Genomic DNA, 25219 nt, shown 5'->3' with positions numbered 1-25219 from the left:
CTGCCGGGCACGATTACCGCAGGGCAGAGGGACGATCCGGGCAGAAGCCCCGGTGCCGCGGACTGGTTCCCGTTCGGCGGGTGTCAACCCGTAGAGTGACGCTTCACGCAGGGAGGAGCCTTCGCGCGCGGAGGTACGCGTCCGGATGGCCGCCCGCCCGCGCGGGTATGCCTGCCCGGGACGGCCGCGTCCCGCGCCGCACCGACTCCGCGGCCCTGCGCCGGTACGAGGAAACGGGGGGTGCATGAGCACGGAAGCGCGGCGCGCCTCCATCCCCCCGCGCCCGGCCACCCCTCCACCGCCGACCGGGGCGCCGGTCACGGACGGTACGGGTGGCACGGCCGACGAGGCGCAGGGTGCGCCGGGGACCGGCAGGAACGGCACGGGGAGCGACGCCCGGGAGTCCGGCGTGACCGGGGACGCGGCGAGCGGGTCCGGGCGTACGCCCGGTGCACCTGGTGCGACCGCCGGCGGCCCCGTGACATCCGGCTCGACGACTCCCGGCGCACCGGTCTTCCCCACGCCGACGTCGAACACCGCGACGGACGCTGCCCCACCCCCGTTCCCGCACCTGCGTGCTCCCTCCCGGGAGGCCAGCGACCCCATAGCCCCGCCGCCCTCCGCCACCCGGCTCCCCGACGCGCCCCCGGCCGACCGCACCTCGGCGGCACCGCGCCCCCACCCCGACCTGCCGCCGCGCCCGACCCACCAGCCGCCCGTGGCGCCCTGGCGCCCGGCCGCCCTCGCCGACGCCGAGTCGGAGACCACCCGGCGCCTCCGTAAGGCCCCTCCGCGACCGAGCGACCAGCCACGCACCGACGAGACGCCCCCCGGCCCGAACGGCAGGCCCGCCCCCGGGCACCAGGCGCGCTCCACCGACCAGCCTCCCGCCGCCCCCAAGACCGGACCACGCACCCCGGACCAGCCCCTCGCCCCCACCGGCCGCCCGTACCGCCTGAGCCAACCCGGGACACCGAACACCCGCCCGGCCACCGCGACGCCGTCGCCGCCGGCTGGTCCTCCGCGGCCTGTGGATGTGCCGTCGGCTCCCGTGGGGCGTCCGTTCGTCTCGGATTCGTCTCAGGCGCCGGGCATGCGTCCGGGTGCCTCCGGGACGGCGTCGGTGTCGGCTGGTGTGTCGCGGCCCGTGGATGTGCCGTCGGCTCCCGTCGGGCGTCCGTTCGTCTCGGACCCGACTAAGTCGCCGAACGCCCGTCCGGGCGCCGCCGAGACGCCGCCGATGCCCGCCGGTCCGTCGCGCCCCGCGAACGCCCCCTCCGGCCGCCCGTATCTCCCGGACCCGCCTGTGGCCGACCCGCCCCAGGCGCCGAACGGCCGTCCGGGCGCCGCCGGTACGCCGTCGGCGCCCTTCGATCCTCCGCGGCCCGCCGACACTCCCGCCGGTCGCCCGTACCTGCCGGACCCGTCCGTGGGCCACTCGCCCCAGGCGCCGGGCAGCCGTCCGGGCACCGCCGAGACGCCCCCGGCCCCCGTCGGTCGGCCGCGTCCGGCGAGCGTGTCCTCCGCTCCCATCGGCCGCCCGTATCTCCCGGGCCCGTCCCAGGCACCCGGCAGCCGTTCTGGCGCCGCCGGGACGCCCCCTGCCCCCGTCGATCCTCCGCGGCCCGCCAACACCCCCGCCGGTCGCCCGTACCTGCCGAACCCGGCAGTGGCCGACCCGCCCAAGGTGCCGGGCGCCGCCGGGATGCCTTCGGCGCCCACCGAGCGGCCCGGCCCCGCGAACACGCCCCCCGCGCCCGGCACGCCCGACCCCGCCCTGTCCTGGAGCTCCTCCTACGGCGCCGCCGGTGGTGTCGGCTCCGGGCGGCCCGTCGTCTCGCTCGCGCAACCCGACGTGTACGGCGGTGGGGAGAGGTCCCGCTCCTTCAGTTTCAGCGGCAGGGCGCTGCTGGCCGTCGCCTGTGCCGTGCTCGGACTCGGGCTCATCGGCGGTGCGCTGACCGGGAGTTGGCTGACCGGGGAGGCCTCGGGGGACGCCGGTTCACGCACCGCGTTCAGCGCGGCAGGGAGTCTCTGGCACAGCGTCCCCGTGGACCGGCTCTTCCCACCCACCATCGAGGGCGACGGAGCCGGCCCCGGGGGCGCCGACCGGACCTGGACCCGGATCGCCGTCGCCCCGGACAGCGGCTGTGCCGACGCCTTCGACCCGTTGCTGGGCAAGGCCCTCGCGCCGGTCGGCTGCCAGCGCCTCCTGCGCGCCACCTACACCGACGAGACGCAGAGCTACGTCACCACCGTCGGCCTCCTCTTCACCAGGGCCGACGTCACCGCGATGCGCGCCCTGCGCACCCGCTTCAGCAACGAGAACCTCGACCGCCGTACCGACCTGATGCCCCGCCCGTACGCCGCGAAGAACACCGTCGCCGACGACTTCACGGACGCCCGGCGAGCCTCCTGGACCATCTCCGTCCTCACCGACGCCCCCGTCATCACGTACGCCGTCTCCGGCTGGGCCGACGGCCGCACCGTCGACGCCCCGCAGCCCGCCGAGGAGGCCATGGCGTCCGGCGCCACCACGGCCCTCGCCCAGGCGGGCCTCGGCCACGAGGCGAAGGGCCTGGCCGACCGCGTCGAACGGGCCCTCCGGAAGACCGTCAGCTCGGCCCCGAAGCTGCCGTCATGACCCGCACCCGCACGGCCCGAAGCGGGCTCCTCGTCCTCCTCCTCGCCGGTTCCCTGACCCTCCTGCCCGCCACCAGCGCGTACGCCGACAGCATCCGGGCCCAGCAGTGGGCCCTGGACGCCATGCACACGCAGGAGGCCTGGCGGACGACCAAGGGCAAGGGCATCACGGTCGCCGTGCTCGACACCGGCGTCGAGGCCGACCACCCCGACCTCGTCGGCAACGTCCTCGAAGGCAAGGACATGGTCGGCTTCGGAGCGAGCCGGGGCGACGAGTCCTGGGCCAAGCACGGCACCGCCATGGCCGGCATCATCGCCGGTCACGGCCACGGCTACGACAACGAGGACGGCGTCCTCGGCATCGCCCCCCAGGCCAAGATCCTGCCCGTCCGCGTGATCCTCGAAGACGGCGACTCGGCCCGCGCCAAGGCGCGCAACACCCGCGGCAACGCCCTCGCCGAAGGCATCCGCTGGGCCGCCGACCAGGGCGCCGACGTCATCAACCTCTCCCTCGGCGACGACTCGAAGTCCGCGCATCCCGAGCCCGCCGAGGACGAGGCCGTCCAGTACGCCCTGAGGAAGGGCGCCGTCGTCGTCGCCTCGGCCGGCAACGGCGGCGAGAAGGGCGACCACATCTCCTACCCGGCCGCCTACCCGGGCGTCATCGCGGCGACCGCCGTCGACAAGTACGGCACCCGCGCCTCCTTCTCCACCCGCCGCTGGTACGCCACGGTCAGCGCCCCCGGCGTCGACGTCGTCATCGCCGCCCCCGACCACCGCTACTACGAGGGCTGGGGCACGAGCGCAGCCGCCGCGTTCGTCTCCGGCGCGGTCGCCCTCATCAAGGCCGCCCACCCCGGACTGACCCCGGCCCAGATCAAGAAGCTCCTGGAGGACACGGCCCGCAACGCCCCGGACGGCGGCCGTGACGACTCACGCGGCTTCGGCTTCATCGACCCCGCCGCCGCCATCAAGGCGGCAACCAAGCTCAAGCCGGAAGGACTCACGCCGACCGCGTACGGCAAGGAGTACTTCGGCGCGGGCCCGGACCCGGCTCCCGAAGAGGACGACACCTTCAACTGGGCCGGACCCGCCGCCGGCGGCCTCGGTGTCGTGCTCCTGGTCGCGTCGGTCTCGCTGTGGCGCGGTCGCCGCAGGACGGCCGACCACTCCGCCTACGACTCGTACGACGACAGCTTCTGAGACGCTCGCGTGCGATGACCTGACCTGACCTGACCGCTCGTCAGGACTGGTCGGCCGTACCGGAGTCCACGGCGAACACCGACACCGCCGCCCGCGCCGCCGACTCCACCAGTGAAATCCCCTTCGCCTTCGTCGTGTTGCCCTTCGACACCACCGCGACCAGGAACTCCCGCCCGTCCGCCGTCGTCACCCGCCCGATGCTGTTGACGTCCCACAGCCCGGTCGCCGTACGCGGCAACCACCCGTTCTTCAGGGCGAACCGGCGATCGGCGGTACTCGCGGCCCCCGCGGCCGACACCCCCCAGTCCTGGTCCTCGGCTATCGACCCCATCAGCCCCTGGAGGTACGTCCGGGACGCCTCGTTGAGCTCCGAGGCCTCCCCGCTGTCCCCGCTGGCCCCGTTCTCCGCGAACACCTGCTGGAGCAGGGTGAGTTGGTCGGCCGCCGTGGTCTGGGTCAGGCCCCACAGCATGCCCGACCCGCCCTCGGTGTCCGTCAGTCCGAAGCGCTTGTTGGCGGCGGCGAGACCCTCCGCCCGGCCGATCGCCGTCCACAGGGCCGACGCCGACGCGTTGTCGCTGACCTCGATCATCGAGGTGGCGTACCGCTTCTCCTGCGCGGTGAGACTCCGGCCCTCGTCCTGCGCCTGGAGCAGCAGCGTCGCCAGGATGTCCACCTTGACGATGCTCGCCGTGTCGAACGCCCCGTCCCCGTAGGCGGCGCTGTCGCCCGACGCGACGTCGAACACGGCCACGGACACCTCGGCCCCGTCCTCGGCCGCCGCGGTCACCGGCCTCATCGCATCGGACAGCAGCGTGTCCGGTGCCACCGTGGGATCCGCTGCCACCGTGGGATTCACGACGGGTTTCACCGACGTCTCCTCGCTCGCTCCGGCCGCCACGGGCGCTGCCGCCGCCGACGTTACGCGGCCCACGTCCGCGTGAGCCTGTGCCTGTGCCTTCACATACGCGGTGCCCACCCCCGTGCCACCCATGACCACCGCGGAGGCGAGGACGATGCGGACGAGCGACCGACGCCGGGGAGCTCTCTCAGAGGCCATGCCGTGATGCTGGCGGCCCTGACTGTGCGGTTGATTAGCCGAATGTTAGATGTGTGTCAGCGATGACTGAGAATCCCGTGAATCCGGTGAACGGCGGGTTTCCGGGGCGGCGAAAGCCCAGGAGCGATCCCCCGATAGGGTCGGTCACCGTGGCGAACAAGAACATTCCCGACTCCGGCTTTCCCGACGACGACGGCAGTGCCGACCCCCGGCTGAGCGCCGCGCTGGCGGCCTGGGCCGAGGACCGCACCGCCGTCGGACCGGTGCTGGCGGCCCTCAAGGGGGCCCGGCTGCTCGTCCCCGTGGTCGCCGTACTGGGGGAGGTCGAGGAGGACGAGAACGGGCTGCGCCACGAGAAGACCAGCGACATGGCCGTACCGACCCTTAGAGCCGGCGACCGGACCGCCCTGCCTGCCTTCACGTCCACCGACTCGCTCGCCCGCTGGGACCCGGCCGCCCGCCCCGTCGCCGTACCCCTGCACCAGGCCATCCAGGCAGCCGTGCACGAGAAGGCGGACACGATCGTCATCGACCTGGCCGGACCCGTGCCCTACGAGCTGAGCGGTCCCGCGCTGCGCGCGCTCGCCGAGGGGCGTACGACGGCGGATCCGCTCGCCGATCCCGCGGTGGTCGACGCCGTACGGGCCGTCGTGGCCGCCGAGCCGGCCGTGGTCCGCGCCCACCTGGGCCCGGGAGAGGCCGACGGCACCCTCGCGCTCGTACTGGACCCCGCGGCACCCCCGGCCGCCGCCGCCCGTGCGGTCGCCGGGCGCCTCGCCGCAGACGAAACGCTCAGGGCCCGCCTGGTGCGCGGCCTCGACCTGGCACTCCTGCCGGCCGGAGCGACGCCGCCCGGCGAGCCCCTCTACGTGCGTTCCCTGACCGGCTCCTAGCCGTAGACCGGACCCGTGTACTTCTCGCCGGGGCCCTGGCCCGGGTCGTCCGGGACGAGGGACGCCTCGCGGAACGCCAGCTGGAGCGACTTCAGGCCGTCGCGCAGCGGGGCCGCGTGGAAGGAGCTGATCTCCGTCGTGCTCGCGTCGAGCAGACCGGCGAGGGCGTGCACCAGCTTGCGGGCCTCGTCCAGGTCCTTGTACTTGTCGCCCTCGTCGGTCAGACCGAGCTTCACGGCGGCGGCGCTCATCAGGTTCACGGCGACCGTCACGATCACCTCGACCGCCGGGACCTCGGCGATGTCGCGGGTCATGGCGTCGAAGTCGGCGTTCTGGGGAGGGGTCTCACTCATGACCCACACGATAGGCCCAGTCCCGCAACGGCCGGGGCGCGGGAGCCCTGTGCCCGCGGGTTAGCACCTACTCCCTCTTGGTGTTAACCTTTTGGAACGACCGGCTGGGCATTTACGTGCCCGGCCCACAAGTGGAGGCTCCGATCTCCCACCCGACCGTCCTCACGGATGGCGGGTCACCCGGTCAGGCGGCCACCATCGTTCCGTACGGACGATGGAGTCGCCCGATGTGCGCCCCGCGGTTGACCGCGGCGGTGTTCCGGTATGCCATTGGAGCCCCGCCTGTGTCCCGGCGGGGCATTTTTCATGTGCCTCGGTGGTTGGTCCCACTGTCATCAGAGACATACGCGGCTGTCCGCCAGACCGCCGTGTGGTGCTACCGAGGAGGATCCATCAGCACCGAGCCCCGCATCAACGACCGGATTCGCGTTCCCGAAGTGCGACTTGTCGGTCCCAGCGGCGAGCAGGTCGGGATTGTTCCGCTTGCCAAGGCCCTGGAGCTTGCGCAGGAGTACGACCTCGACCTGGTCGAGGTGGCGGCGAGCGCGCGCCCGCCGGTCTGCAAGCTCATGGACTACGGGAAGTTCAAGTACGAGTCGGCCATGAAGGCCCGTGAGGCGCGCAAGAACCAGGCGCACACGGTCATCAAGGAAATGAAGCTCCGGCCGAAGATCGACCCGCACGACTACGACACCAAAAAGGGTCACGTCGTCCGGTTCCTCAAGCAGGGCGACAAGGTCAAGATCACGATCATGTTCCGTGGTCGCGAGCAGTCCCGGCCCGAACTGGGCTACCGACTGCTGCAGCGGCTCGCGACGGACGTCGAGGATCTCGGGTTCATCGAGTCGAACCCGAAGCAGGACGGCCGGAACATGATCATGGTTCTCGGTCCGCACAAGAAGAAGACCGAGGCGATGGCCGAGGCCCGTGAGGCCCAGGCGGTCCGTAAGGCAGAAGCGAAGGCCAACCCGGGCAAGTCGCAGAACGCCGCGGAGAGCGACGGAGTCGACGAGGACTTCGTTGACGACGTGGACACCGCCGACGACGTGGACAGTGCCGAGGAGACCGCCGAGGCTCCGGCTCCGGCGTCCGCCGAGGTGTGATCCCGGGGCTCACGCCCTGGGATGCCAACCCATACACATGACGTTCCACCGTGCCCGGTTTCACGACCGGGCACCGGGACGGCACTGACGAGGAGAGAACGGCGCTATGCCGAAGAACAAGTCGCACAGCGGTGCCAGCAAGCGCTTCAAGATCACCGGCTCCGGCAAGGTGCTCCGCGAGCGTGCCGGCAAGCGCCACCTGCTCGAGCACAAGTCGTCCCGCGTGACGCGCCGCCTCACCGGCACCGCCGAGATGGCCCCGGGCGACGCCAAGAAGATCAAGAAGCTTCTCGGCAAGTGACGTACCGGCGCCTGTGCGCCGCAAGTACGTCTGAAGACCGGGACCTCATCGAAATCGGGCCGTGTGACCACACCCACGGCCCCGCTGCAAGGAGTTAAAAGTGGCACGCGTCAAGCGGGCAGTAAACGCCCACAAGAAGCGCCGGGCGATCCTCGAGGCCGCCAAGGGTTACCGCGGTCAGCGTTCGCGCCTGTACCGCAAGGCCAAGGAGCAGGTCACCCACTCCCTGGTCTACAACTACAACGACCGCAAGAAGCGCAAGGGCGACTTCCGTCGGCTGTGGATCCAGCGCATCAACGCCGCTGCCCGCGCCAACGGCATCACCTACAACCGCTTCATCCAGGGTCTGAACGCCGCGAACATCGAGGTCGACCGCAAGATCCTGGCCGAGCTCGCCGTCAACGACGCCCCCGCGTTCGCCGCGCTCGTCGAGGTCGCGCAGAAGGCCCTGCCGTCGGACGTCAACGCGCCCAAGGCGGCGTGACGCCGGCGCTGGCCTTGAGCCGCGTGTGATGTGATTCCGGGCCCACAGGTGTTCGCCGCCTGTGGGCCCGGGCGTTTTGGGGTGCGTTGTCGGGTGCGGGCCCGGTGGGGCTTCTCGCGCAGTTCCCCACGCCCCTGAAAAGCAGGGGCTGCGCCCGTGCTTTTCGGCCCGCAGGGGCCGTGTCCTTCAGGGGCGCCGGGAACTGCGCGACCAGCCCCCCCACGCACCCGCACCCGACAACGAACCGACCCCTCGAAAAGGTGCCCCATGCCCGCCACCCCCGAGTTGATCTCCCCGCGCTCCGCCCGTGTCTCCGCCGCGCGGCGGCTCGCGAAGCGGAACTTCCGGGGGAAGGAACGGCTGTTCCTCGCCGAGGGGCCGCAGGCCGTGCGGGAGGCGGCCGGGCACACGGACACCCTGGTCGAACTGTTCGCGACGGTCGACGCCGCGGAGCGGTACGCCGACATCGTCGGGGAGGCGCGCGCCTCCGGAGCCCGTGTGCACCTCGCCGACGAGGACGTCATCGCCGACATCACCACCACCGTCACGCCACAGGGGCTCGTCGGGATCTGCCGGTTCGTCGACACCCCGTTCGCGGAGATCCTCACGGCACGGCCCCGCCTCGTCGCCGTTCTCGCGAACGTGCGCGACCCCGGGAACGCCGGCACCGTACTGCGGTGCGCGGACGCCGCGGGCGCCGAGGCGGTCGTCCTCACCGACGCCTCCGTGGACCTGTACAACCCCAAGGCCGTACGGGCCTCCGTGGGCTCCCTGTTCCATCTGCCCGTGGCCGTCGGTGTGCCCGTCGAGGAGGCGGTGGCCGGGCTCAGGGACGCCGGCGTACGGATTCTGGCCGCCGACGGCGCGGGCCCGGACGACCTCGACGACGAGCTGGACAAGGGGACCATGGGCGGGCCCACCGCCTGGGTGTTCGGGAACGAGGCCTGGGGGCTTCCGGAGGAGACGCGCGCACTGACCGACGCCGTCCTGCGCGTTCCGATCCACGGAAAGGCGGAAAGCCTGAACCTGGCGACCGCCGCCGCCGTATGTCTCTACGCGTCCGCCCGTGCACAGCGCGCCTCCGGAGGGTGCCGCTCCGTCACCGAGAGCTAGTAGGGTGACGGGCTCGGGGGCCCACTGCGCCAGTCCGAGAGGTGGGGTTCGGGGATGACTGTCGGCACGAGCGGAACACTGGGGGCATGGGAATTGCGGAGCCAACCCGCCTCCCCGCACGGTGATCCCGCCGGGCCAGGAGCTGGGCCCGCAGCCGGACTCGGAGCCGAGCTGGGCATCGACCCCGACGATCTGCCCGACGGACTCGTCGTCGCCGACGAGCACGGCCGGGTGATCTGCTTCAACGCCGCCGCCCAGCGCATCACCACCGTCCCCGCCGCCGAGGCCCTCGGCCTGCGGCTCGACCGGGCCCTTCCGTTGGAAGACCTGGAAGGCCGCCGCTGGTGGCAGCTCACCGACCCGTACGGCGGGCTCGCGATCAGGAACGGCCAGCCCGAGCGGAACCTGCTGCTGCCCGGCGGGCGCGAGGTGCTCGTCTCGGCGCGCTACCTCCGTACGCACCCCACCGGACCGATCCGCCGGGTCGTCGTCTCCCTGCGTGACACCGAGGCCCGCCGCCGCACCGAGCGCAGTCACGCCGAACTGATCGCCATCGTCGCCCACGAGCTGCGCTCACCGCTCACCTCCGTCAAGGGTTTCACCGCGACCCTGCTCGCGAAGTGGGAACGGTTCACCGACGACCAGAAGAAACTGATGCTGGAGACCGTCGACGCCGACGCCAACCGCGTCACCCGGCTCATCGCCGAGCTGCTCGACATCTCGCGCATCGACTCCGGACGACTCGAACTGCGCCGCCAGCCCGTCGACATGGGCGCCGCCGTCGGTCGGCACATCCAGGCGTACGTGGCCGCGGGCCAGACCGCCGACCGGTTCCTGCTCCGGATAGAGCAGCCGCTGCCCGCGCTCTGGGCGGATCCCGACAAGGTCGACCAGGTGCTGAGCAACCTGCTGGAAAATGCGGTGCGCCACGGCGAGGGAACCGTCACCATCGAGGTCACGGCCGCGCTGTCCCCGCGTGAAGGGGACGCCGACCAGAACACGGCAACGTCGGTCACGGTGAGCGACGAAGGGCCCGGCATCCCGGAGGAGTCCATGAACCGCGTCTTCACCCGCTTCTGGCGGGGCAGCAAGCGCGGCGGCACCGGTCTTGGGCTGTACATCGTCAAGGGCATCGTCGAGGCCCACGGCGGCTCCATCACGGTCGGCCGCGCCCCCGGCGGCGGCGCCGAGTTCCGATTTATGCTGCCCGTGAGCACCCCGGCGTACCTGCAGTAACGCCGACGAGGCCCCACGGGCGCGTTCCCCCACCTCACCCCCGTTAGAATCGGCCTTTGGCACCTTTGCGTCCCTCTCTGTGGACCATTCGTCTCCGAGCCGTAGACGGGGACCATCCGCCAGCCAACCGGAAGCACGGGAAGAGATGTCGGCACCGAACAAGTCGTACGACCCTGTAGAGGTCGAGGCCCTGAAACCGGAAGCGATCGAGCGCATGCGGGACGAGGCGCTCGCCGCCTTCGCCGCCGCGGACTCTCTCGACGCGCTCCAGGAGGCCAAGGTCGCCCACACCGGCGGAACCTCGCCGCTGGCCCTCGCCAACCGCGAGATCGGCGCGCTGCCCCCACAGGCCAAGGCCGCCGCGGGCAAGCTCGTCGGCCAGGCCCGGGGCGCCGTCAGCAAGGCGCTCGCCGGCCGCCAGACCGAGCTGGAGGCCGAGCGGGACACCCGCGTGCTGGTCGAGGAGGCGGTGGACGTCACACTGCCGTACGACCGCGCGCGGGCCGGCGCCCGCCACCCGCTGACCACGTTCATGGAGCGCGTCGCGGACGTCTTCGTCTCCATGGGGTACGAGGTCGCCGAGGGCCCCGAGGTCGAGGCGGAGTGGTTCAACTTCGACGCCCTGAACTTCACCCCGGACCACCCGGCCCGGCAGATGCAGGACACCTTCTTCGTCGAGGGCCCCAAGGGCACTGCCGGCGACGAGTCCGGTGTCGTGCTGCGGACGCACACCTCGCCCGTGCAGGCCCGCTCCATGCTCGACCGCGAGCCGCCGGTCTACATCGTGTGCCCCGGCCGCGTGTACCGCACGGACGAGCTGGACGCCACGCACACCCCCGTCTTCCACCAGATCGAGCTCCTCGCCATCGACGAGGGCCTGACCATGGCCGACCTCAAGGGCACCATGGACCACATGGTCCAGTCGCTCTTCGGCTCGGACATGAAGACGCGGCTGCGGCCCAACTACTTCCCCTTCACCGAGCCGTCCGCCGAGATGGACATGCTCTGCTACGTCTGCAAGGGCACGTCCGTCGGCAACCCCGACCGCCCCTGCCGGACCTGCTCCAGCGAGGGCTGGATCGAGCTGGGCGGCTGCGGCATGGTCAACCCGCGCGTGCTCGTCGCGTGCGGCGTCGACCCCGAGAAGTACAGCGGATTCGCCTTCGGGTTCGGCATCGAGCGGATGCTGATGTTCCGCCACAACGTCGAGGACATGCGAGACATGGTCGAGGGTGACGTCCGGTTCACCCGGCCGTTCGGGATGGAGATCTGATGCGGGTCCCGCTTTCTTGGCTGCGGGAGTACGTCGACCTGCCGGCGACTCAGACCGGCCGGGACGTCCAGGAGAAGCTCATCACGGTCGGCCTCGAGGTCGAGACCGTCGAGCAGGTCGGCGCCGGTCTCAAGGGTCCGCTGGTCGTCGGCCAGGTGCTGACCATCGAGGAGCTGGAGGGCTTCAAGAAGCCGATCCGCTTCTGCACGGTCGACGTCGGCACCGCCAACGGCACCGGCGAGCCCCAGGAGATCGTCTGCGGCGCGCGCAACTTCGCCGTCGGCGACAAGGTCGTCGTGGTCCTCCCGGGCGCCGTCCTGCCCGGCGACTTCGCGATCGCCGCGCGCAAGACGTACGGCCACACCTCCCACGGCATGATCTGCTCCGGCGACGAGCTGGGCATGGGCGACGACGGCACCGGCGGCATCATCGTCCTGTCGCCGGAGCACGAGGTCGGCACCGACGCCATCGAACTGCTCCAGCTCGTCGACGAGGTCCTCGACATCGCCGTCACGCCCGACCGCGGGTACGCGCTCTCGCTGCGCGGCATCGCCCGCGAGACCGCCATCGCCTACGGTCTGCCGCTGCGCGACCCGGCCCTGCTCGACGTACCGGCGCCCAACGCGTACGGCTACCCGGTCGAGGTCGCCGACCCGTTCGCCTGCGACCGCTTCACCGCCCGCACGGTGACCGGGCTCGACCCGGACGCGAAGTCCCCGATCTGGCTCAGGCGCCGCCTCCAGAAGGCGGGTATGCGCCCGATCTCGCTCGCCGTCGACATCACCAACTACGTGATGCTGGAACTGGGCCAGCCCCTGCACGCGTACGACCGCTCCCGCGTCCAGGGTGCGATCGGCGTGCGCCGGGCCGAGCCGGGCGAGAAGCTCACCACCCTCGACGGCGTCACGCGCACGCTGGACGCCGAGGACCTGCTCATCACCGACGACCGGGGCGCCATCGGCCTCGCGGGCGTCATGGGCGGCGCCAACACCGAGATCGACGACACCGAGGGCACCACCACCGAGGTCGTCATCGAGGCCGCCCACTTCGACGCGATCACCATCGCGCGCACGGCCCGCCGTCACAAGCTGGCCTCCGAGGCGTCCAAGCGCTTCGAGCGCGGCGTCGACCCGCAGGCCGCGTCGGCCGCCGCCCAGCGCACGGTGGACCTCCTGGTCCTCCTCGCCGGCGGCACCGCCGACGCGGGCGTCACCGAGGTCATCTCGCCGTCCGCGCCGCGCACGATCTCCATCCCGGCGAACCACCCGGACAGGGTGGCAGGCGTCGAGTACGGCCGCGAGACCGTCGTACGCCGTCTCCAGCAGGTCGGCTGCGACGTGTACGGGCAGGACGAGCTGATCGTCACCGTCCCGTCCTGGCGCCCCGACCTGACGGACCCGAACGACCTCGCCGAAGAGGTCATCCGGCTGGAGGGCTACGAGAACCTGCCCTCCACCCTGCCCAAGCCCCCGGCGGGGCGCGGTCTGACCGACCGGCAGCGACTGCACCGCCGGGTCGGCCGTGCGCTGGCCGGGGCGGGCTATGTCGAGGCGCTGAACTACCCGTTCATCGGCGAGCAGGTCTTCGACCAGCTGGGCCTGGCCGCCGACGACCCGAAGCGCAAGGTCGTCAAGCTGGCCAACCCGCTCTCCGACGAGGAGCCCGCACTCCGTACGACGCTGCTGCCGGGCCTGCTCGGCGCGCTGCGTCGGAACGACGGGCGGGGCAGCCACGACCTGGCCCTGTTCGAGACAGGGCTGGTGTTCCATCCGCAGGACGAGCTGCTGGTCGCCGGGCGTCTTCCGGTCGACCGGCGTCCCACGGACGAGGAGATCGCGTCCCTCACGGCCGCGCTCCCCGTCCAGCCCCGGCATGCCGCCGTCGTCCTCGCGGGCGCGCGCGAGCAGGCCGGCTGGTGGGGGAAGGGCCGCCCGGCCGACTGGGCCGACGCGATCGAGGCGGCACGGAGCCTGGCTAACGAGGCCGGCACCGAACTCCTCGTCCGCGCGGGCCAGTACGGCCCGTGGCACCCCGGCCGCTGCGCCGAGCTGGTGGTGGTGGCCGACGGCACCGAGCAGGTCATCGGGTACGCAGGCGAGCTGCATCCGCGCGTCCTGAAGGCCCTGCATCTGCCCGCGCGCACCTGTGCGATGGAGCTGAACCTGGACGAGCTGGAGGCGGCGAGTTCGGGCGTGCCCAAGGGCCCGAAGATCTCGACGTTCCCGGTCGCCACGCAGGATGTCGCCCTGGTCGTCGCGCGCGAGGTTCCGCACACGGACGTCGAGGCGGCGCTGCGGGAAGGCGCGGGAGCCCTCCTGGAGTCCATCCGCTTGTTCGATGTGTACGAGAGCGGTGAGCAGTTGGGGGAGGGGCGGAAGTCCCTCGCCTATGCGTTGCGCTTCCGCGCGGCCGACCGGACCCTGACTGTCGATGAGGCGTCGGCCGCACGGGATGCGGCGGTTGCTCTCGCGGGTGAGCGAACCGGGGCGGTGTTGAGGAGCTAGGTCCGTTTGGGGGCGTTTCGGCTGCGGGTGCGCTGTGGCTGGTCGCGCCCACGCGGCGGAGCCGCAATCGACACAGCCCCGCGCCCCTGGGGGGTGGGGCTGTGCCCCGCCCCCTCACACACACATACCACCATCGGTCACTTCACTCCTTCGGGTGACAAGTTGGGGCGATCTGGCCCGTTCGGGGCATGTGGTCGACAGAATCGGACCGGTCTTTCGAGGCCGGTCCGATTTGCGTTGTCAGGGCCTGACTGGGGGGCCATCGGCATGATCCGTATCAAGGCTGGGGTTTCCTGTGGGGCTCGGCTCCGGACGGAGCGGCTGCGGGCCGCGTTGGTGGGGCGGGGGTGCAGGTTCCGGATCAGGAAAGCGGGGCCGGGGTGCCGGAGGCGGCGTCGGCCGCCCGAACGGCAGGTCGCCCGGCGCATCGAGCGGTGGCCCCTGCGCCGGGTGCTCTCGGTCGCGCTGCCCACGGTGTGGGGTGCCACGGCGATCACGTACAAACTGACCTGTCCGGTCGCCCAGCAGAACGGGCTGGGGGCGCGGATCGTCACCAGTGCCGTCTTCTTCGCCGTCGGGACCGGGCTCGTACTCCACGTCCGCCGGGCGTTCCTGCGCGAGTTGAGGCTGGCCCGGCAGGTCGCCGGGGCGGCGCAGAGCGTGCTGCTGCGTCCGCTGCCACAGCGCATCGACGGTCTGCGGGTCGCCGCCGCCCAGCTGTCCGCCGACCGGGGTGCCGTGGTCGGCGGGGACCTGTACGAGGTCATCGCCACCGAGCACGGTGTACGGGTCGTGATGGGCGATGTGCGCGGACACGGCATCGGCGCCATCGGGACCGTCGCCGCCGTGCTCGGCAGCTTCCGTGAGGCCGTGCACGACGAGGTCGAACTGGGCGGCGTACTGAGGAGGTTGGAGCGGGCGCTGGCCCGGCACCTGAGGGAGCGCGCACGTGCCGAGCACCCCTCGGCGGGGCTCTCGGCCGCGCTGGACCCCGACAGTCCGGTCGCCGAGGAGTTCGTCACCGTACTGCTTCTGGAGATCCGCGGGGACGGCGAGGTGCGCGCCTTCAACTGCGGCCATCCGTCGCCATATCTGCTCAGTGGCGGCCGAGCCGACGTCCTGATGGCCGGTGAGCCCATGCCTCCGCTGGGCCCGTTCCCCTTGCCGGCCGAGCTGTCCGCCGAACACTGCGGCCAACTCCTGCCCGGCGAGGCCCTGTTGCTCCACACGGACGGGGTCGAGGACGCCCGGGACGCTCATGGCCGGTTCTTTCCCCTGCCGGCGGTCCTGGCGGACGCCGTCCGTACCCAACCGGTCTCGCCGCAGGCGGTGTTGGGGGCCGTCTTCTCCCGCCTGTTGCGGCATGCGGGCGGCTCTCCGGCGGACGACGTAGCCGTACTCGTACTGCGAAACGACCGCACCCAGGTCCCCAGGCGGCAACAGGAACCTCCGGTAGCCCACCAAGTCACGTGAACTGCGGGTCTTCAGGGGCGCGAGGAACCGCGCGACAAGCCACGACGCACCCGTAGGCAACCCACGACCGAAGCTGCCCGTGCTCAACCGGCGGGGCCGAGCCGCCGCACTTACGAGGGGGAGCCGGCGGCCCGGCGGCCTCTTGCGAGGCATTTCAGTCAACCGGACAGGGACTCTCCGCGACAGCGTGCACACGCTACGAATTCGCGTACTTCGATCACACCCCGTGTGAAGCCGGACACACTACGCTGACGGGCACGGTAGGTGCACCGTCGGCACCGAGCCACCGGAGGGCATCCATGCAGCCCAACACCCTGCTCGACGCGATCCTCGACGAGGCGGGCATCTCGCACGCGGGACTCGCCGCGCATGTCAATCAGGCGGGCCGGGCGCGCGGCCTGGCCCTGAGGTACGAACACACCGCTGTGGCGCGGTGGTTGAAGGGGCAGCGCCCGCGCGGCCAGGTTCCCGACCTGATCTGCGAGGTGCTCGCCACCCGGCTGCACCGGCCGGTCAGGCTGGACGACATCGGCCTCGGAGTACCGGGTGACACCGCCGGGCCGCTCGGCACGGCCGGTACCTCGCTGTCCGGGTTCGTCGAGCGGGCGACCGCACTGTGGCGCTCCGACGAGCAGCAGCGCCCGCACATCCTCGGCGCCCCCGCCGTCACCGGCACGCCCGCGGTGATGCCGGTGTGGGAGTGGGAGAACCCGCCCGAGGACGTCGACGTGTCGCGCGGCGGCAGACACCGGGTCAGCATGGCCGACATCGAGATGCTCCGCTCGGCCCGCGCGCACTACGAGCAGATGTACCGCAAGGCCGGCGGAGTCGCGACCCGCACCCGGATCGTCGGCTTCCTGAACGCCGAGACCGCACCCCTGCTGCGCGGCAGCTACACCGACGCCACCGGCCGCCAACTGCACCGGGCCACCGGCGGGTTGGTGGCGATCGCCGGTATCTGCGCGTACGACTCCGATGCCCACGGCCTCGCCCAGCGCTATTTTCACCAGGCGCTGCGGCTGGCGAAGGCCAGCGGGGACCAGGGACTCGGGGCGTACGTCATCGGGCTGCTGGTCAACCAGGCGCTGTTCATGCGGGAGTTCAGGCAGGCCGTCGCCTTCGCGGAGGCCGCGCTGCGTGCCGCGGGCAAGCACATCACGCCGGCGCTGGCCTCCGATCTCTACGCGATGCAGGCCAAGGCGTACGCACACCTGGGCGACGGCAGCAGCGCGCTGTCCTGCATCCGGCGGGCCGAGCAGGCCGCCGAACGCATCCGGCGCGGGTACGAGCCCGACGAGACCGGCTATGTCCAGCCGGGGTTGGTCAACGTGCAGGTGGCGGAGGCACTGTTGTTCCTCGGCGATCTATCGGCGGCGGGGGAGCATGCGACGGCCGCGGTGGACACCCCGGCGCACGACCGGGGCAGAGTGCACCGACTCGCCATGCTCAGTCAGATCGAGCTGCGCCGGGGCAACGCCGACAAGGCCGTGGCCACCGCGGTGCAGATGGCCGAGCAGGCGCGCGGAATGGAGTCCCAGCGGCTGCGCGACAGACTCCGGGCGGTACGCGAACACCTGGTGCGCAACGGCTGCGCGGGCACGGCCGAGGCGGCCGAACTGATCGACGGCGCACTGCGCGTACCGCTCTGACACCCTTCGCCGGGCACCTTTGGCGCCCGGATTCGCGGGTACCCGTGCACCGAGTCGCATCCTGTGTGCCTGCTGTCAGAACGTTCCTGCTGCCATATTGCCATCTACTCGGCGGAAGGTGGCAGAACCGTGCAGTGGACGAAACAGAACGAACAAACTGTGTATGAAAACCGCTGGTTCAGGGTCAATCTCGCAGATGTCGAGCTGCCGGACGGGCGGCATCTCGACCACTTTCTGATACGGCTGAGGCCCGTCGCCGTGGCCACGGTGGTGAACGAGGCCAACGAGGTGCTCCTGCTCTGGCGGCACCGGTTCATCACGGACAGCTGGGGGTGGGAACTCGCGGCCGGGATCGTGGAGGACGGCGAGGACATCGCCTTCGCGGCAGCCAGGGAACTGGAGGAGGAGACGGGCTGGCGACCGGGACCGCTGCGGCATCTCATGAGCGTCGAGCCGTCCAACGGACTCACCGACGCCCGGCACCACATCTACTGGGCCGAGGAGGGCGAGTACATCGGCCACCCCGTGGACGACTTCGAGTCGGACCGCCGGGAGTGGATCCCCCTCAAACTCGTCCCCGACATGGTCGCCCGCGGGGAGGTCCCGGCCGCCAACATGGCGGCCGCGCTGCTGCTGTTGCACCATCTCAGGCTCGGCGAGGACGCCTAGGACACCTGGGACACGCTCAGCGTCCGAGGATCTGCCAGACCGTCACGGCCAGCGCCCCGAGGGCGGCGAGGGCCGCGACGGCCGGCAGGGGCCATCGGCCGTGTTCGAGGTGGACGACGCGTGTGCTCAGGTCGTCGACTTCCTTGTCCGTCTCCTTCGTGCGGTGGCTGAGCAGAGCCAGCCCTCCCTCGACGCGTGCGTACGCGACATCGAGGCGGCGGCGTAACTCTGCGAGTTCCCCATGGGCCGTGGGATGTTCGGGATCGGCGGTCACTTGTCCGCTCCTTTCCGTAGTCGTCACATCCCTTGAATGTGCATGATGAGTCAACTCGCCTGGTGGGCGCGTGGGGAGAGTGTGCGTGCGGCATATGCGTGTCCGGCGCGCACACGGTGTGTGAATGCCGCGGGCCCGGCACTCCGAAGAGTGCCGGGCCCGCACAAGCCCAGCCATGACGCTGGGTGATGCTCAGCCGTAGGTGTAGAAGCCCGAGCCCGACTTCCGGCCCAGCCGGCCCGCGTCGACCATGCGCTGGAGCAGCGGGGGAGCGGCGTACAGCGGCTCCTTGTACTCCTCGTACATCGAGAAGGCGACCGAGGCGACCGTGTCCAGGCCGATCAGGTCGGAGAGCTTCAGGGGGCCCATCGGGTGGGCGCAGCCCATCTCCATGCCGTTGTCGATGTCCTCGCGGCTGGCCATGCCCGACTCGAACATCCGGATCGCGGAGAGCAGGTACGGGATCAGCAGGGCGTTCACCACGAAGCCCGAGCGGTCCTGGGCGCGGATCGCGTGCTTGCCGAGGGCCTTCTCGGCGAACAGCTGGGCGCGGGCGAGGGTGCCCTCGGAGGTGGTGAGGGCCGGGATCAGCTCGACGAGCTTCTGCACCGGCGCCGGGTTGAAGAAGTGGATGCCGACGACCTGGTCGGGCCGGGAGGTGGCAACGGCCAGCTTCACCAGGGGGATCGAGGACGTGTTGGAGGCGAGGATCGCGTCCTGGCGGGTCACCACCTGGTCGAGCACCTGGAAGATCTCGGTCTTCACCTGCTCGTTCTCGACGACGGCCTCGATCACCAGGTCGCGGTCGGCGAACTCGCCGAGGTCGGTGGTGAAGCTGAGCCGCGCCAGCGTCTCGTCCCGCTCCTCCTCGGTGATCTTGCCGCGCTCGGCCGCCTTGGAAAGGGAGTTGAACAGCCGGGTACGGCCGAACTCCAGGGCTTCGCCGGTGGTCTCGGCGACTTTCACGTCCAGCCCGGAGCGGGCGCACACCTCGGCGATGCCCGCTCCCATCTGGCCGCAGCCCACAACTCCGACGCGCGAGATCTCTCCCGCTGGGCTGTCCGTCACATCGTCCCTTTCACTGATCTTCCTCAGGGCCGTCCGGCCTTCGCTGGCCCGCCGTCGTCCGGGGTCTTCCGTCCGTCCGGGGCCTGCGCCAAACCTGCACGTTACCTGCGGCGGCCATTGCCCCATTGTCCGGGCCTCCCATGGGAGTGTGGCCCCGGACGGGTGAGGACGGTTTGTGACGTGTCCGACACAGCGCACAGCGGAGGTACGGAAATGAGTGGGAAGGCGCGGCACGCGCGCATGTCACGGCGGGCGTTCGCGGTGACCGCCCTGTCGACCCTCGTCGTGGGCGGGGCGGTCACGGGAGCCGCACTGGCCGGTGCGGAGCCGAGCCGGTCGAACGGCAAGGGAGGGCGGGCGACCCGCGAACTGCGGGGCATGTGGCTGGCGACGGTCGCCAACCGGGACTGGCCGTCCAAGCAGGGGCTGACCGCCACCCAGCAGCGCGCAGAGCTGATCACCCACCTCGACACGGCGGTGAGCCGCCGCCTCAACGCGGTGTTCTTCCAGGTCCGCCCGACCGCCGACGCGCTGTGGCCCTCACCGTACGAGCCCTGGTCGCAGGTCCTCACCGGAACCCAGGGGAAGGACCCCGGCTGGGACCCGCTGGGCACGGCGGTCCAGGAGGCACACGCCCGCGGCCTCGAACTCCACGCCTGGTTCAACCCGTACCGCGTCGCCAACCACACCGACCCCACCAGGCTCATCGCCTCCCACCCGGCACGCAGGCATCCGGACTGGGTGGTGCCGTACGGCGGCAAGCTGTACTACAACCCCGGTCTGCCGGAGGTCCGCCGCTTCGTCCAGGACGCGATGCTCGACGCGGTGCGGAAGTACGACATCGACGGCGTCCACTGGGACGACTACTTCTACCCGTACCCGGTCGCCGGCCAGGCCTTCGACGACGACGCCGAGTACGTGAAGTACGGCGGCGCCTTCCCCGACCGGGCCTCCTGGCGGCGCGACAACATCGACAAACTGGTCCAGGAGACGGCCGCCCGCATCAAGGCGGTACGCCCCGGCGCCGACTTCGGGATCAGCCCCTTCGGCGTCTGGCGCAACGTGGCGACCGACCCGCTCGGCTCCGACACACGGGCGGGTGTGCAGACGTACGACGACCTGTACGCGGACACCAGGAAATGGGTGCGGCAGAACTGGATCGACTACATCTGCCCGCAGATCTACTGGAACATCGGCTTCGCCGCCGCCGACTACGCCAAGCTGCTGCCCTGGTGGGCCGGGGTCGCGAAGGGTACGGGGACGAAGCTGTACGTCGGTGAGGCGCTGTACAAGGCGGGCGACCCGGCGCAGCCCGCGGCCTGGCAGGACCCGGCCGAGCTGTCCCGGCATCTGACCCTTGCCCAGGGCCACCCCGAGGCGAAGGGGCACGTCTTCTTCTCCGCCAAGGAAGTGGGCACGAACAGGATCGGGGCCATGGCCCGGGTGGTCGCCGACCACTATCAGCAGCCGGCGATGCCCCCGCGCTGATGTGCTGATGTTCAGCGGTTTTGGAACGGTTGCTCTCTAGCGGTCCTCGCCCTTGTGGCGGACCTGGCAGTCGGGGCCGGGGGACATCACTGCCTCGTGCCCGTCCGGGAAACGGACGCGGTACGGGGGATTGCCCTCCTGGCCCATGACCTCGACGACTTCCGTGACCTGGTCGTGCTGGCCGACCACCCTGCCGTGCTGGACAAGCTGGTCGCCCACGGTTGCGCGCATCTGCGGGTCTCCTCTCGGCTTTCAGCCACGGGCCCGCTGGGTGACGGCGATACAGACGAGCACGGCCGCCGCCGTCAGCGGAGCGGCCGGCGTCAGCTGCTCGCCCAGCAGCAGGACCGACCACACCAGTGTGAGCAGGGGCTGCGCCAACTGCAACTGGCTGGCCTTCGGAATGCCTATCGCCGCCATGCCCCGGTACCAGACGACCAGGCCGAAGAACTGCGAGCCCGCCGCCACCCAGAGCAGCCCGAGCACGCTGTGGGCGGTGAGCCGCACAGGCTCGTACGACAGCGTCAGCGCGGCGGCGGGCACGGTGAGCGGCAGGCACAGCACCAGCGCCCAGGCGATGACCTGCCAGCCCGGCATGATCCGGGCCAGTCGGCCGCCCTCGGTGTAACCGGCGGCGCAGACCAGCAGGGCGCCGAAGAGATAGGCGTCGGCACTGGTCAGGGCGCCGCCGCTCTGCTGGACGGTGAACGCGAGGACGGCCGCCGCGCCCACCAGCGCCGCCGCCCAGAAGGTGCGCGAGGGGCGGGTGCCCATGCGCAGCGCCGAGCAGAGGGCCGTCGTCAGCGGCAACAGGCCGACCACGACGGCGGCGTGCGCGGTGGTCGAGGTCCGCAGGGCGAGCGTCGTGAGGAGCGGGAAACCGACGACGACCCCGGCGGCGACGACCGCGAGCCCCGCCCAGTGGCGGCGAGCGGGGAGCGGCACCCGCAGTGCCAGCAGACAGCCACCCGCGATGACCGCCGCCAGGACGGACCGCACGGCCACCAGCGACCACGGGCCGAAGCCCTCCAGACCCCAGGCGGTGGCCGGGAAGGTGAGCGAGAAGGCGGTGACGCCGAGGGCGGCCTGAAGGGTTCCGGCGCGGCGGGTCGGGGAGCCCGCGGGCAGCGGACCGGTGGGGGCGCCCGGGGTCTCCGCGCGCCTGTTGACCGCTATCGGGGTAGGGGCGGTAGCGCTATTGTGTGCTCTCATGCAAGAGCGTAGCAGTGTGGATGAACTGGTGAATCGGCTGCGACGGGAGGTGAACCGCTACTCTCCTGGTGGAAAGCTGCCGTCGAGCCGGGTGCTCGTGGAGCGTTTCCGGGTGAGCCCGGTGACCGTCTCCCGGGCGCTCGCGCAGCTGGCCGCCGAGGGTCTGGTCGTGACCCGCCCGGGGGCCGGCGCCTACCGCGCCGAGGCACGTCCCGCGTCCGGCCCCGGCGGGGACACCTCGTGGCAGGAGGTCGCCCTGAGCGCGGACGGCGCCGCCGACCTCGTACCGCGCACGGTGGACGCTGCCGGTGTCGTCGTCTCGCTGGCCGCGCCGCCGCCCGGCGTGATCGAGTTCAACGGCGGCTATCTGCATCACTCCCTCCAGCCCGAGCGGGCGATGGCGGCGGCCCTGTCGCGGGCCGGACGCCGTCCCGGGGCGTGGGGCCGGCCGCCCCTGGACGGGCTGCCGGAGCTGCGCGAGTGGTTCGCGCGGGGCATCGGCGGTGCCGTCACGGCGGCCGAGGTGCTGATCACGGCGGGCGGTCAGGCGGCCCTGACGACAGCCCTGCGCGCTCTCGCCCCGCCCGGGGCTCCGGTACTGGTCGAGTCGCCCACCTACCCCGGCATGCTGGCGATCGCCCGCGCGGCCGGTCTGCGCCCGGTGCCGGTCCCGGTGGACGCGGACGGGGTACGTCCACCGCTGCTGGCCGACGCGTTCCGGGCGACCGGCGCCCGGGTGTTCGTCTGCCAGCCCCTGTTCCAGAACCCGACCGGTGCCGTGCTCGCGCCGGAGCGGCGCGCGGAGGTACTGCGGATCGCGCGCGAGGCCGGTGCCTTCGTGATCGAGGACGACTTCGTACGGCGGCTGGTGCACGAGGACGCGGCGCCGCTGCCGCGTCCGCTCGCGGCGGAGGACCCCGACGGTGTGGTCGTCCACGTCGGCTCGCTCACCAAGGCGACCTCACCGAGCTTCCGGGTGAGTGCGCTCGCCGCCCGGGGCCCGGTACTGGAACGGCTGCGCGCCATCCAGATCGTCGACACCTTCTTCGTCCCGCGGCCGTTGCAGGAAGCGGCCCTGGAGCTGGTCGGCTCACCGGCGTGGCCCCGCCATCTCCGCTCGATCTCAACGGAGTTGAGGATCCGCCGGGACGCCATGACGTCCGCGCTGCTGACCACACTCCCTCAACTCTCCCTGCCCCACATCCCCTCGGGCGGCTACCACCTCTGGCTGCGCCTTCCCGACGGCACTGGGGGCACCTCCCAGGCTTTCGGCTCCGGGGGAGATTCGGCCCTCGTCGCGGCGGCCCTGCGCGCGGGCGTCGCGATCACCCCCGGCCGCCCTTACTTCAGCGCCGAACCACCGGCGGCACACGTGCGGTTGAGTTTCGCGGCCGTGGCAGGGACGGGGGAGATCGGGGAGGGGGTACGGAGGCTGCGTACAGCCTGTGAGGAGGTGCTCTGACGAGGTGCTCTGACGAGGTGCTCTGACGAGGTGCTCTGACGTGGGGCGGGCCGTGAGAAAACGGTTCGACACGGTGGGCCGGGACGGGGGAACCTCCCGCCATGAGCGACGACGACGTACCCGCCCTCCCCGAGGGTTACGAGATCTCCGTCGACCCCGCCCGGGTCGATGTCGAGCGTGTTCACCGGTGGCTGTCGACCGACGCCTACTGGGCGCTGGACCGCCCCCGGGAGAAGTTCGACGAGGTGATCCCGCACTCGCTCAACTTCGGGGTGTACGACGTGACGTCGGGGGAGCAGGTGGCGTACGCCCGGGTGGTGACGGATCAGGGGCTCTTCGCGTGGCTGTGCGATGTGTACGTGGACCCGTCGGTGCGGGGCACGGGGATCGGTACGGCGATGGTGCGCGAGGTGCGCGATCACCTCGGGGCGCTCGGGGTGCGCCGCATCCTGCTCGCCACGCACGACGCGCACGGGGTCTACGAGAAGATCGGTTTCCGGCCGCTCGACAAGCCCGACCGGTGGATGGCGCTCCACTTCGCGTGAAGCCCTCATGGAGCAGACGTAAAGCCTCTGTGACGATCGGGTGGGGGTCGGTGCGGACCCTCGATAACTCCTGAGTAACACCCCTTGACCTGCGTTGTTTCCCGGCCCACCATCGCCGCATGCAACTTCGGGTCACGTTCGTCGCCGCCGCGCGCAGCTCCCCGCTGCTCGCCGAGCGCTTCGACGACGACCGGCCGCTGGACCAGGCAGGCTGGGACGAGGTGCAGCGCGCCGCCCAGGATCTGCTGCCGCTGGCGGCGGCCGAGCTGCGCTACTGCTCGCCGACGCCCCGCAGCCGGGCCACCGGGGACGCGCTCGGCTACGGGCCGCTCGTCCAGTTGGCCCTCCGCGACTGCGACATGGGCCGCTGGCGCGGACTCACCCTCGGCGAGGCGATGGCCCGGGAGCCCGAGTCCGTGGACGCCTGGCTCGCCGACCCGCGCGCGACGCCCCACGGCGGTGAGTCTCTAGTGGACTTCGTCTCGCGCGTCGGCGGCTGGCTCGACACCCGGCCCGCCGACGACAACGGCCGGATCGTCGCCGTGGCCGAACCCTCGGTCATCCGGGCCGCCCTCGTCTACGCCCTGAAGGCACCGCCCTCGACCTACTGGAACCTCGACGTCCGCCCCTTGTCCACGACCGTCGTCACGGGCCGTACGGGCCGCTGGAACCTGCGTTTCGAAGGTGCTTTCCCGCAGGCGACGCGCGGTTAGCCGCCCGATCGGGCGCGGGCGTATTCCGTCGTGAGGACGAGGTCCTTGGCGGGGCCCGCCACCCGCCACACCGTCCGCCAGCGGTCCCCGTCGAGGACCGTGAACTCTCCCCGGTAGAGATCGGCCGCGCAGAGGTGGCCGGTGATCCATCGGCCCGAGGTGAGGTCCAGGTCGTGGAACGGGCGGCCGTCCGCGAAACGGACGTCCGCCGTGCCGGGCGTGGTGCCCGGGAGGAAATGGAGGGTCCGCTCGGTGGGGCGGGCGACGCCCCGCCACACGAACGTGCCGGACTCGTGGTGCAGCAGGCCGCGCGGGCTCCCGCCGTGCAACGGGCTGAACGTCGTGGTGCCGGTGAAGGTCCCCTCGTCCGTGCTCGCGAGATCCCGCACCGACCGTTCCAGCCGCCAGCTCCCCGCCAGATACGGCAGCACATCAGGCACTGGCCGGAAGTCGCCCATGTCGCCGCCTCTCCTGAACCTCCGGTTGTCGCGCGCCCCATT

Annotated in this window: 24 protein-coding genes; 17 read left to right on the top strand and 7 right to left on the bottom strand. The window is 71.6% G+C overall.

Annotation, left to right across the window (positions count from 1 at the left end; genetic code table 11):
• Window positions 1-244 precede the first annotated feature (244 nt).
• Window positions 245-2644: a hypothetical protein gene (locus IEY89_RS40445; protein ID WP_229695074.1), complete on the top strand. Its 2400-nt coding sequence runs from the start codon at window positions 245-247 to the stop codon at window positions 2642-2644.
• A complete protein-coding gene (gene mycP, locus IEY89_RS06585) occupies window positions 2641-3846 on the top strand; it encodes a type VII secretion-associated serine protease mycosin (protein WP_189146307.1) in 1206 nt (401 codons plus the stop codon). Before IEY89_RS40445 ends, mycP begins: the two co-directional genes overlap by 4 nt.
• Before the next feature lie 40 nt (window positions 3847-3886).
• On the opposite strand, the gene IEY89_RS06580 is transcribed toward mycP, so the two are convergent.
• Window positions 3887-4906: a serine hydrolase gene (locus IEY89_RS06580; protein ID WP_189146306.1), complete on the bottom strand. Its 1020-nt coding sequence runs from the start codon at window positions 4904-4906 to the stop codon at window positions 3887-3889.
• 149 nt (window positions 4907-5055) lie between these two features.
• Between IEY89_RS06580 and IEY89_RS06575 the strand changes: the two genes are divergently transcribed.
• Window positions 5056-5799, top strand: coding sequence for an SseB family protein (locus IEY89_RS06575; protein ID WP_189146305.1), 744 nt, complete (start codon window positions 5056-5058; stop codon window positions 5797-5799).
• Here the strand turns inward: IEY89_RS06575 and IEY89_RS06570 are convergent.
• On the bottom strand, window positions 5796-6152 hold the full coding sequence (locus IEY89_RS06570; protein WP_189146304.1) for a DUF1844 domain-containing protein: 357 nt from the start codon (window positions 6150-6152) through the stop codon (window positions 5796-5798). The genes IEY89_RS06575 and IEY89_RS06570 overlap by 4 nt on opposite strands.
• 368 nt (window positions 6153-6520) lie before the next feature.
• Here IEY89_RS06570 and infC point away from each other — a divergent pair, with 368 nt between their 5' ends.
• From infC to IEY89_RS06520, 10 genes are all read left to right on the top strand, one after another.
• Window positions 6521-7255 carry a translation initiation factor IF-3 gene (infC, locus tag IEY89_RS06565; RefSeq protein WP_189146303.1) on the top strand — a complete coding sequence of 245 codons (735 nt, stop codon included), beginning with the start codon at window positions 6521-6523 and terminating at the stop codon, window positions 7253-7255.
• Between the two features lie 106 nt (window positions 7256-7361).
• Window positions 7362-7556, top strand: a complete 195-nt coding sequence (gene rpmI, locus IEY89_RS06560) for a 50S ribosomal protein L35 (RefSeq protein WP_073499621.1) — start codon at window positions 7362-7364, stop codon at window positions 7554-7556.
• Window positions 7557-7656: 100 nt separating this feature from the next.
• Window positions 7657-8040, top strand: a complete 384-nt coding sequence (gene rplT / locus IEY89_RS06555; protein ID WP_189146302.1) for a 50S ribosomal protein L20 — start codon at window positions 7657-7659, stop codon at window positions 8038-8040.
• A 267-nt stretch (window positions 8041-8307) separates the two neighbouring features.
• Window positions 8308-9153 carry a TrmH family RNA methyltransferase gene (locus IEY89_RS06550; RefSeq protein ID WP_189146301.1) on the top strand — a complete coding sequence of 282 codons (846 nt, stop codon included), beginning with the start codon at window positions 8308-8310 and terminating at the stop codon, window positions 9151-9153.
• Window positions 9154-9207: 54 nt separating this feature from the next.
• Window positions 9208-10389, top strand: coding sequence for a sensor histidine kinase (locus IEY89_RS06545; protein ID WP_189146300.1), 1182 nt, complete (start codon window positions 9208-9210; stop codon window positions 10387-10389).
• Window positions 10390-10534: 145 nt separating this feature from the next.
• On the top strand, window positions 10535-11662 hold the full coding sequence (pheS, locus tag IEY89_RS06540) for a phenylalanine--tRNA ligase subunit alpha (RefSeq protein ID WP_189146299.1): 1128 nt from the start codon (window positions 10535-10537) through the stop codon (window positions 11660-11662).
• On the top strand, window positions 11662-14166 hold the full coding sequence (gene pheT, locus IEY89_RS06535) for a phenylalanine--tRNA ligase subunit beta (protein WP_189146298.1): 2505 nt from the start codon (window positions 11662-11664) through the stop codon (window positions 14164-14166). The genes pheS and pheT overlap by 1 nt, the downstream gene beginning before the upstream one ends.
• Before the next feature lie 360 nt (window positions 14167-14526).
• Window positions 14527-15639: a PP2C family protein-serine/threonine phosphatase gene (locus tag IEY89_RS06530; RefSeq protein WP_373287203.1), complete on the top strand. Its 1113-nt coding sequence runs from the start codon at window positions 14527-14529 to the stop codon at window positions 15637-15639.
• Between the two features lie 299 nt (window positions 15640-15938).
• On the top strand, window positions 15939-17288 hold the full coding sequence (locus tag IEY89_RS06525; protein ID WP_189146297.1) for an NsdA family TPR-like regulatory protein: 1350 nt from the start codon (window positions 15939-15941) through the stop codon (window positions 17286-17288).
• Between the two features lie 129 nt (window positions 17289-17417).
• Window positions 17418-17957, top strand: a complete 540-nt coding sequence (locus tag IEY89_RS06520) for an NUDIX hydrolase (RefSeq protein WP_189146296.1) — start codon at window positions 17418-17420, stop codon at window positions 17955-17957.
• 16 nt (window positions 17958-17973) lie between these two features.
• Here the strand turns inward: IEY89_RS06520 and IEY89_RS06515 are convergent, their stop codons facing one another.
• Together IEY89_RS06515 and IEY89_RS06510 are read right to left on the bottom strand one after the other, a co-directional pair.
• The gene (locus IEY89_RS06515) at window positions 17974-18231 is read right to left on the bottom strand and encodes a hypothetical protein (protein ID WP_189146295.1); all 258 of its coding nucleotides are present in this window, start codon (window positions 18229-18231) and stop codon (window positions 17974-17976) included.
• Window positions 18232-18423: 192 nt separating this feature from the next.
• Window positions 18424-19299: a 3-hydroxybutyryl-CoA dehydrogenase gene (locus IEY89_RS06510; protein ID WP_189146294.1), complete on the bottom strand. Its 876-nt coding sequence runs from the start codon at window positions 19297-19299 to the stop codon at window positions 18424-18426.
• 213 nt (window positions 19300-19512) lie between these two features.
• Here IEY89_RS06510 and IEY89_RS06505 point away from each other — a divergent pair, with 213 nt between their 5' ends.
• Window positions 19513-20787, top strand: a complete 1275-nt coding sequence (locus IEY89_RS06505; RefSeq protein WP_229695072.1) for a glycoside hydrolase family 10-like protein — start codon at window positions 19513-19515, stop codon at window positions 20785-20787.
• Window positions 20788-20823: 36 nt separating this feature from the next.
• Here IEY89_RS06505 and IEY89_RS06500 read toward each other — a convergent pair whose 3' ends face one another.
• Window positions 20824-21018, bottom strand: coding sequence for a DUF1918 domain-containing protein (locus IEY89_RS06500; protein ID WP_189146293.1), 195 nt, complete (start codon window positions 21016-21018; stop codon window positions 20824-20826).
• A gap of 21 nt (window positions 21019-21039) precedes the next feature.
• On the bottom strand, window positions 21040-21999 hold the full coding sequence (locus IEY89_RS06495) for a DMT family transporter (RefSeq protein WP_189146292.1): 960 nt from the start codon (window positions 21997-21999) through the stop codon (window positions 21040-21042).
• Here IEY89_RS06495 and IEY89_RS06490 point away from each other — a divergent pair.
• The 3 genes from IEY89_RS06490 (at window position 21998) to IEY89_RS06480 (ending at window position 24719) form a co-directional block, all read left to right on the top strand.
• Window positions 21998-23461, top strand: a complete 1464-nt coding sequence (locus IEY89_RS06490) for an aminotransferase-like domain-containing protein (RefSeq protein ID WP_189146291.1) — start codon at window positions 21998-22000, stop codon at window positions 23459-23461. The genes IEY89_RS06495 and IEY89_RS06490 overlap by 2 nt on opposite strands.
• 101 nt (window positions 23462-23562) lie before the next feature.
• Window positions 23563-24006 carry a GNAT family N-acetyltransferase gene (locus IEY89_RS06485; RefSeq protein WP_189146290.1) on the top strand — a complete coding sequence of 148 codons (444 nt, stop codon included), beginning with the start codon at window positions 23563-23565 and terminating at the stop codon, window positions 24004-24006.
• Window positions 24007-24125: 119 nt separating this feature from the next.
• Entirely contained in the window at window positions 24126-24719 is a 594-nt protein-coding gene (locus tag IEY89_RS06480) for a histidine phosphatase family protein (protein WP_189146289.1), read from the top strand.
• Here IEY89_RS06480 and IEY89_RS06475 read toward each other — a convergent pair.
• On the bottom strand, window positions 24716-25177 hold the full coding sequence (locus IEY89_RS06475; RefSeq protein WP_189146288.1) for a DUF6314 family protein: 462 nt from the start codon (window positions 25175-25177) through the stop codon (window positions 24716-24718). The genes IEY89_RS06480 and IEY89_RS06475 overlap by 4 nt on opposite strands.
• Window positions 25178-25219: the final 42 nt, after the last annotated feature.

Origin of the sequence: Streptomyces lacrimifluminis (assembly GCF_014646095.1) — a bacterium.
GTDB classification, from domain to species: Bacteria; Actinomycetota; Actinomycetes; order Streptomycetales; family Streptomycetaceae; genus Streptomyces; species Streptomyces lacrimifluminis.
The sequence above is the reverse complement of the archived record's forward strand: the minus strand, read 5'-3'. Positions and strand labels throughout refer to the sequence as shown.

Bases quoted from the DNA above. Each gene is read 5' to 3' on its own strand.
- IEY89_RS40445 (WP_229695074.1), top strand. From the start codon at position 245: ATGAGCACGGAAGCGCGGCGCGCCTCCATCCCCCCGCGCCCGGCCACC.
- mycP (WP_189146307.1), top strand. From the start codon at position 2,641: ATGACCCGCACCCGCACGGCCCGAAGCGGGCTCCTCGTCCTCCTCCTC.
- IEY89_RS06580 (WP_189146306.1), bottom strand. From the start codon at position 4,906: ATGGCCTCTGAGAGAGCTCCCCGGCGTCGGTCGCTCGTCCGCATCGTC.
- IEY89_RS06570 (WP_189146304.1), bottom strand. From the start codon at position 6,152: ATGAGTGAGACCCCTCCCCAGAACGCCGACTTCGACGCCATGACCCGC.
- rpmI (WP_073499621.1), top strand. From the start codon at position 7,362: ATGCCGAAGAACAAGTCGCACAGCGGTGCCAGCAAGCGCTTCAAGATC.
- IEY89_RS06550 (WP_189146301.1), top strand. From the start codon at position 8,308: ATGCCCGCCACCCCCGAGTTGATCTCCCCGCGCTCCGCCCGTGTCTCC.
- IEY89_RS06545 (WP_189146300.1), top strand. From the start codon at position 9,208: ATGACTGTCGGCACGAGCGGAACACTGGGGGCATGGGAATTGCGGAGC.
- pheS (WP_189146299.1), top strand. From the start codon at position 10,535: ATGTCGGCACCGAACAAGTCGTACGACCCTGTAGAGGTCGAGGCCCTG.
- pheT (WP_189146298.1), top strand. From the start codon at position 11,662: ATGCGGGTCCCGCTTTCTTGGCTGCGGGAGTACGTCGACCTGCCGGCG.
- IEY89_RS06525 (WP_189146297.1), top strand. From the start codon at position 15,939: ATGCAGCCCAACACCCTGCTCGACGCGATCCTCGACGAGGCGGGCATC.
- IEY89_RS06505 (WP_229695072.1), top strand. From the start codon at position 19,513: ATGAGTGGGAAGGCGCGGCACGCGCGCATGTCACGGCGGGCGTTCGCG.
- IEY89_RS06500 (WP_189146293.1), bottom strand. From the start codon at position 21,018: ATGCGCGCAACCGTGGGCGACCAGCTTGTCCAGCACGGCAGGGTGGTC.
- IEY89_RS06490 (WP_189146291.1), top strand. From the start codon at position 21,998: ATGCAAGAGCGTAGCAGTGTGGATGAACTGGTGAATCGGCTGCGACGG.
- IEY89_RS06495 (WP_189146292.1), bottom strand. From the start codon at position 21,999: ATGAGAGCACACAATAGCGCTACCGCCCCTACCCCGATAGCGGTCAAC.
- IEY89_RS06485 (WP_189146290.1), top strand. From the start codon at position 23,563: ATGAGCGACGACGACGTACCCGCCCTCCCCGAGGGTTACGAGATCTCC.
- IEY89_RS06480 (WP_189146289.1), top strand. From the start codon at position 24,126: ATGCAACTTCGGGTCACGTTCGTCGCCGCCGCGCGCAGCTCCCCGCTG.
- IEY89_RS06475 (WP_189146288.1), bottom strand. From the start codon at position 25,177: ATGGGCGACTTCCGGCCAGTGCCTGATGTGCTGCCGTATCTGGCGGGG.